The 4,624-nt window shown below is 64.2% G+C and carries 4 protein-coding genes; 1 reads left to right on the top strand and 3 read right to left on the bottom strand.

Going from position 1 to position 4,624, the window contains the following annotated elements:
- The 3 genes from EN750_RS19670 to EN750_RS19660 all read right to left on the bottom strand — a co-directional run.
- Positions 1-861: ABC transporter substrate-binding protein (locus EN750_RS19670; protein ID WP_145967779.1), on the bottom strand; the 861-nt coding region annotated here is incomplete at its 3' end.
- 68 nt (positions 862-929) lie between these two features.
- Positions 930-2,024, bottom strand: a complete 1,095-nt coding sequence (locus EN750_RS19665; RefSeq protein WP_127397394.1) for an ABC transporter ATP-binding protein — start codon at positions 2,022-2,024, stop codon at positions 930-932.
- 119 nt (positions 2,025-2,143) lie between these two features.
- Positions 2,144-3,040: a LysR substrate-binding domain-containing protein gene (locus EN750_RS19660; protein ID WP_013532647.1), complete on the bottom strand. Its 897-nt coding sequence runs from the start codon at positions 3,038-3,040 to the stop codon at positions 2,144-2,146.
- 84 nt (positions 3,041-3,124) lie between these two features.
- On the opposite strand from EN750_RS19660, the gene EN750_RS19655 reads away from it, so the two are divergent.
- Positions 3,125-4,624 (top strand): amidohydrolase (locus EN750_RS19655; protein ID WP_189526329.1); only part of this gene is annotated, 1,500 nt, incomplete at its 3' end.

Raw genomic sequence — 4,624 nt, 5'->3', positions numbered from 1 at the left:
GTTCTTGAGCACGGCCAGCGCGCCAGGCGAGATCAGGCCCTGGTCCCAGATGAACTTGATCTTGCCGCCGGAATCCTGCTCGATCAGTGATGCACGGGTCGACCAGACGATTGCCATCGAGGCCTCGCCATTGAGCAGCACGCTCTGGCTTTCGGCGCCGCCACCCCAATAGGCAACGACGTTTTCCTTGAAGGCGGCGATCTTGTCATGGGCGCGCTTGAGATCGAGCGGGTAGAGCGACGCAGGCGCGATGCCGTCGGCCAGCAGGGCTGCTTCCCAGCTCGACACGCCCCATTTGTAGAGCGAGCGCTTGCCGGGGAATTTCTTCACGTCGAAGAAATCGGCCATGCCGGTCGGCGCGTCCTTGCCGTACTTCTCGGAATCATAGGCGATGACATAGGAGAAGAAATAGGTCGAGGCGGCGTATTCCCAACCAAAGCCGGGCCGCATCTTCTTCTTGTCGACGATGTTGTAATCGATCGGCTCGAGAGCCCCTTGGGCGCCGAGCGTGATGGCTGAGAACGGGTCTACGTCGACGAGATCCCAGGTCGGCGCGCCGCTCTTGAACTGCGCGGCGATGGCGCCTTCGGTCGGACCCGAACCGTCCATCTTGACGGTGATGCCGGTGTCCTTGGTGAAGGCCTGGCCATAGGCGGCATCGTAGGCGGTGATGGCATCGCCACCCCAGTTGACCAGCACCAGTTCCTTGGCCTGCGCAAAGGCACCTGTCGAGCGCAGCAGCATCGGCGTGCCGGCCAGCACGAGTGCCGCCAGCTGCGTGAACTGCCGGCGCGAAATCTCGCCGCGACCTGCCCTGGCGGACAGGCTCTCGATGGCTTGTTTCTTGGTATCATGTGTCATGTCAGTTCCCCTTTTTTGTTGTTGATAGTGCCCGAAAGCGGTGCTGCGATGTTTCGCTCCACCGTTTGTCATTGTCCTCCATGCGGAAGGAGGAAACCCTTTTCCGCCGGCCAGGTGAGCCAGACGGAGTTGCCCTTGCTCAGCGCCGCGGCAGCCACCTCGTTGGGCACCGAGACCGTGACCTTGGCGCCTTGCCGCGTCGTCAGGTCGAGCCGCGTTGCAGCACCCAGATAGGTGGAGTTGGTGGCGGTAGCGGCGATCCCATTCTCACCATCTGCCGCCTCGCTCGATATCGACATGTATTCGGGCCGGATCGCCAGGATGGCATCCCCGCGCACGAGTTCGGCCTTGCAGCCCATGCTGACCGCGCGGTCCTCGCACAGGCCGGTCGAGCCATTGCCGGCAGGCTTGACCCCCTTCAGCGGCAGCATGTTGATCTCGCCGAGGAACTCGGCGACGAAGCGGTTGTCCGGCCGTTCGTAGACCTCGTCGGGCGCTCCAACCTGCAGCAATTTGCCGTGGTTGAAGATGGCAACGCGTGACGACAGCGCCAGCGCCTCGCTCTGGTCGTGGGTGACGAAGACGAAGGTGGTCCCGGTCTCCTGGTGCAGCCGCTTCATCTCGGCCTGCATCTGGCCGCGCAGGCCCTTGTCGAGCGCGGAAAACGGTTCGTCGAGCAACAGCACGCCCGGTTCGAACACCAGCGCGCGGGCCAGCGCCACACGCTGCTGCTGACCGCCTGACAATTGCGCCGGCAGTTTTTTCTCGTGGCCCTTGAGGCCGACGCGCTCGATCATCTCGCCGACGCGGCGCTTGATGTCGGCGGCCGATTTCTTGCGCACCTTGAGTGGGAAGGCGATGTTGGCTTCGACGCTCATATGCGGGAACAGCGCGTAGCCCTGGAACACCATGCCGGCGGCACGTTGCTCGGCCGGCCGGTCGGTGATGTCGACGCCGTCGCTGAACAGCTTGCCTTCGGTCGGCTGCACGAAGCCGGCAAGGATCATCAGGAAGGTGGTCTTGCCCGAACCGGACGGCCCGAGCAGGGTCAGGAACTCGCCACGGCCGATATCGAGCGACAGATTGTCCAGCGCACGGAATGAGCCGAAGCTCTTGCCGATCCCGATTGCCTTGATCTCTGCGGCACGGCCGGGTTGCTGCATACTGCCCTTTCCCTAACGCTTGTCGAAATCGTAGGCAGGGTGCCGGCTCACCGCAACCGAATAGTTTTCGCGTGATCGGCAAATTCCATTCATCTATGGCGAGATGTCGCCACCTGCCCTCAATACGGCAGAATGCGGTTCTCCTGGAGTTTCGACCGCAGCCATCCTGCGAACGCTTCCAGCACCGGATGCGAAGCCTTGGCGTGTTCGGAGACCAGGAAATAGGAACGCGGCGACTTGATCGCTATGTCGAACGGCCTGACCAGCCGGCCCTCGCTCAGCGCCCGCCGGCTGGTCAGTTCGTCGCCCATGGCGATGCCCTGGCCGGCAATCGCCGCCGAAAAGACGAGGTTCATGTCCGAAAAGAAGATGCCGCCCTCAATGTCGGGGTTTTCCACCTTGGACAGCGCCAGCCAGCGCGCCCAATCCTCGGTGTCATCGAGATGCAGCAGGTTGGCGCGCAGCACGTCCGACGGCCGGGAAAAACCACCGACCTTGTTGAGCAGTGTCGGGCTGCAGAGCGGCGTGAACGAGATTTCACAGAGCGGCTCGACCGCCCGGTTCGGCCAATTGCCGACACCAAACGCAATGAAGGCATCGGCATCGGCATTGCTGACATCGTCGAGCCGGCGCGGCGTCAGGATGCGCAGCGCCACGTCAGGATACATCTGCCGGAACTCGCCGATATGGGTGCACAGGAACAGCGAGGCGAAGCCGGGCGTGCAACTGACGGCGAACGAGCCGCCGACTCCGGTGCCGGCATCGCGCGTCACCGCGTCGCCCAGAACGGTGAGCGCCTTGCGCACATCGCTGGCGTAGCGCTGGCCGCGCGGCGTCAGCGCCACGCCCTTGCCGATGCGTTCGAGCAGGTCGAAGCCGAGGTCGCGCTCCAGCAGGCGAAGCTGATGGCTAACAGCGCTGCGGGTCAGGTGCAACTCGTCGGCGGCGCGCCAGACGCTGCCGTGCCGGGCGAAGCTGTCGAGCGCGCGCAGCGCTTGTGTCGATGGTATACGCAAGGAACCTCAGGTGAACCGAATTTGCACGAACCGGGAAAACATATCACTTTTTAGCGACCCGCTTCACTGCTTTCTTCTCATGCCATGGAGAAACCGGTGGCCACCTCGGCGCAAGCAACCGCCCTTGCCTGTCTCGAAGGCATCCAGCCGTTGTTGTCCGCGTGGACACGCACCATCTTCGATTACGGCGAGACCGCGTGGCGGGAGTATCAATCAGCCGCCTGGTATGTCGAGCGGCTGAAACTCGAAGGCTTTTCCGTCGAAGAAGGCTCCGCCGGCATGCCGACCGCCTTCTGCGCGCATTGGACCAACGGCCCCGGCCCGATCATCGGCATGTACGCCGAATACGACGCGGTGCCGGGCAATTGCCAGGATGCCGCTACGGTCGAGCGTCCGCGCCGGGGACTTGGCAACCAGGCCGGCGGCCACACCGACCCGCATTCCGGCCTCGGGATTTCGAGCCTCGGCGGGCTGCTGGCGACCAAGGCGGCGATGCAGCGCCACGGCATATCAGGCACGCTGCGCTTCACCGGCGAGCCGGCGGAAAAGGTGCGCGGGTCAAAGCCGATCCATGCCGCCAAGGGCTATTATGACGGCCTTGCCGGTATGATCTCCTTTCATCCGTTCTACATGCTGCCGCTCTGCAACACGGCGCGCTGGGACACGCATTGCGGCGCGGCCTACGCGATGATCTATCGCTTCATCTGCGACCAACCGGAGCGCTGGCAGCTGGCTGCGGGTGCTGCACCCATTCCGCAAGCACATTCGGCGGCGCGCGCCCCCGGCGCCAACGACGCATTGATGATGATGTACATGGCCTCCAAGGCTCTGCGCGATTCCATGCTGCCGCACCAGGGCGGCTGGTCGATCAGCGAAGCGATCCTGACGGCGGGGCAAGCAACCGCCGACAATTTGCCGGCGGGGCTGGCCGAGATCCAGTACATGATCCGCGTGCCGACGCTTGCCATGGCCGAGCAGGTCACCACGGTGCTCGACCGCAATGCCGAGGCCGCTGCCGGCATGAGCGGCTGCCGCCATGAGCGGCATTGGGTGTCGAAGTCACGACCGGGACTTGCCAATCATGCCATGGCCGAAATCGCCTATGAAGCGCTGTCGACGGCTGGGCCGCCGCGCTGGGACGAGGACGCCAAGGCAGTTGCCCGCGAAATACAGGTCAATGCCGGGCGCATGGCGAGCGACGAGCCGTTCATCGAAGAACTCGAGCGCTTGATCGAGCCGCAGGCGGCGGAAGCGATCCTGCGCCGCGATCTGCCGCCCTCTCAGGTCAACTCGACCTCCGACGATTACACCGACATGAGCTGGCATACGCCGACGGCGCGCTTCTATGTCGCTCGCCCGGCGCTGCGTTCGGAGACCGGCTACCCCTATCCGGCATGGGTGATGAATGCGCTGGGCGGCATTTCGGCGACGATCGATCCGATGGTCATCTGCGCGTCCAAGACGGTCGCGCTGGCGGCGCTCCGCCTGCTGGAAGACCAGACCGCCCGCGATGCAGCGATGAATGAATTCGTCGCCCGCACCGGCGGCGGAATCGGCGGTTCGAACTGGATCGCGCCGCTTTTC

This window comes from Mesorhizobium sp. M7A.F.Ca.ET.027.03.2.1 (assembly GCF_003999175.1).
In the GTDB taxonomy this organism is placed as follows: Bacteria; Pseudomonadota; Alphaproteobacteria; order Rhizobiales; family Rhizobiaceae; genus Mesorhizobium.
This window is presented reverse-complemented; position numbering and strand designations above follow the sequence as displayed.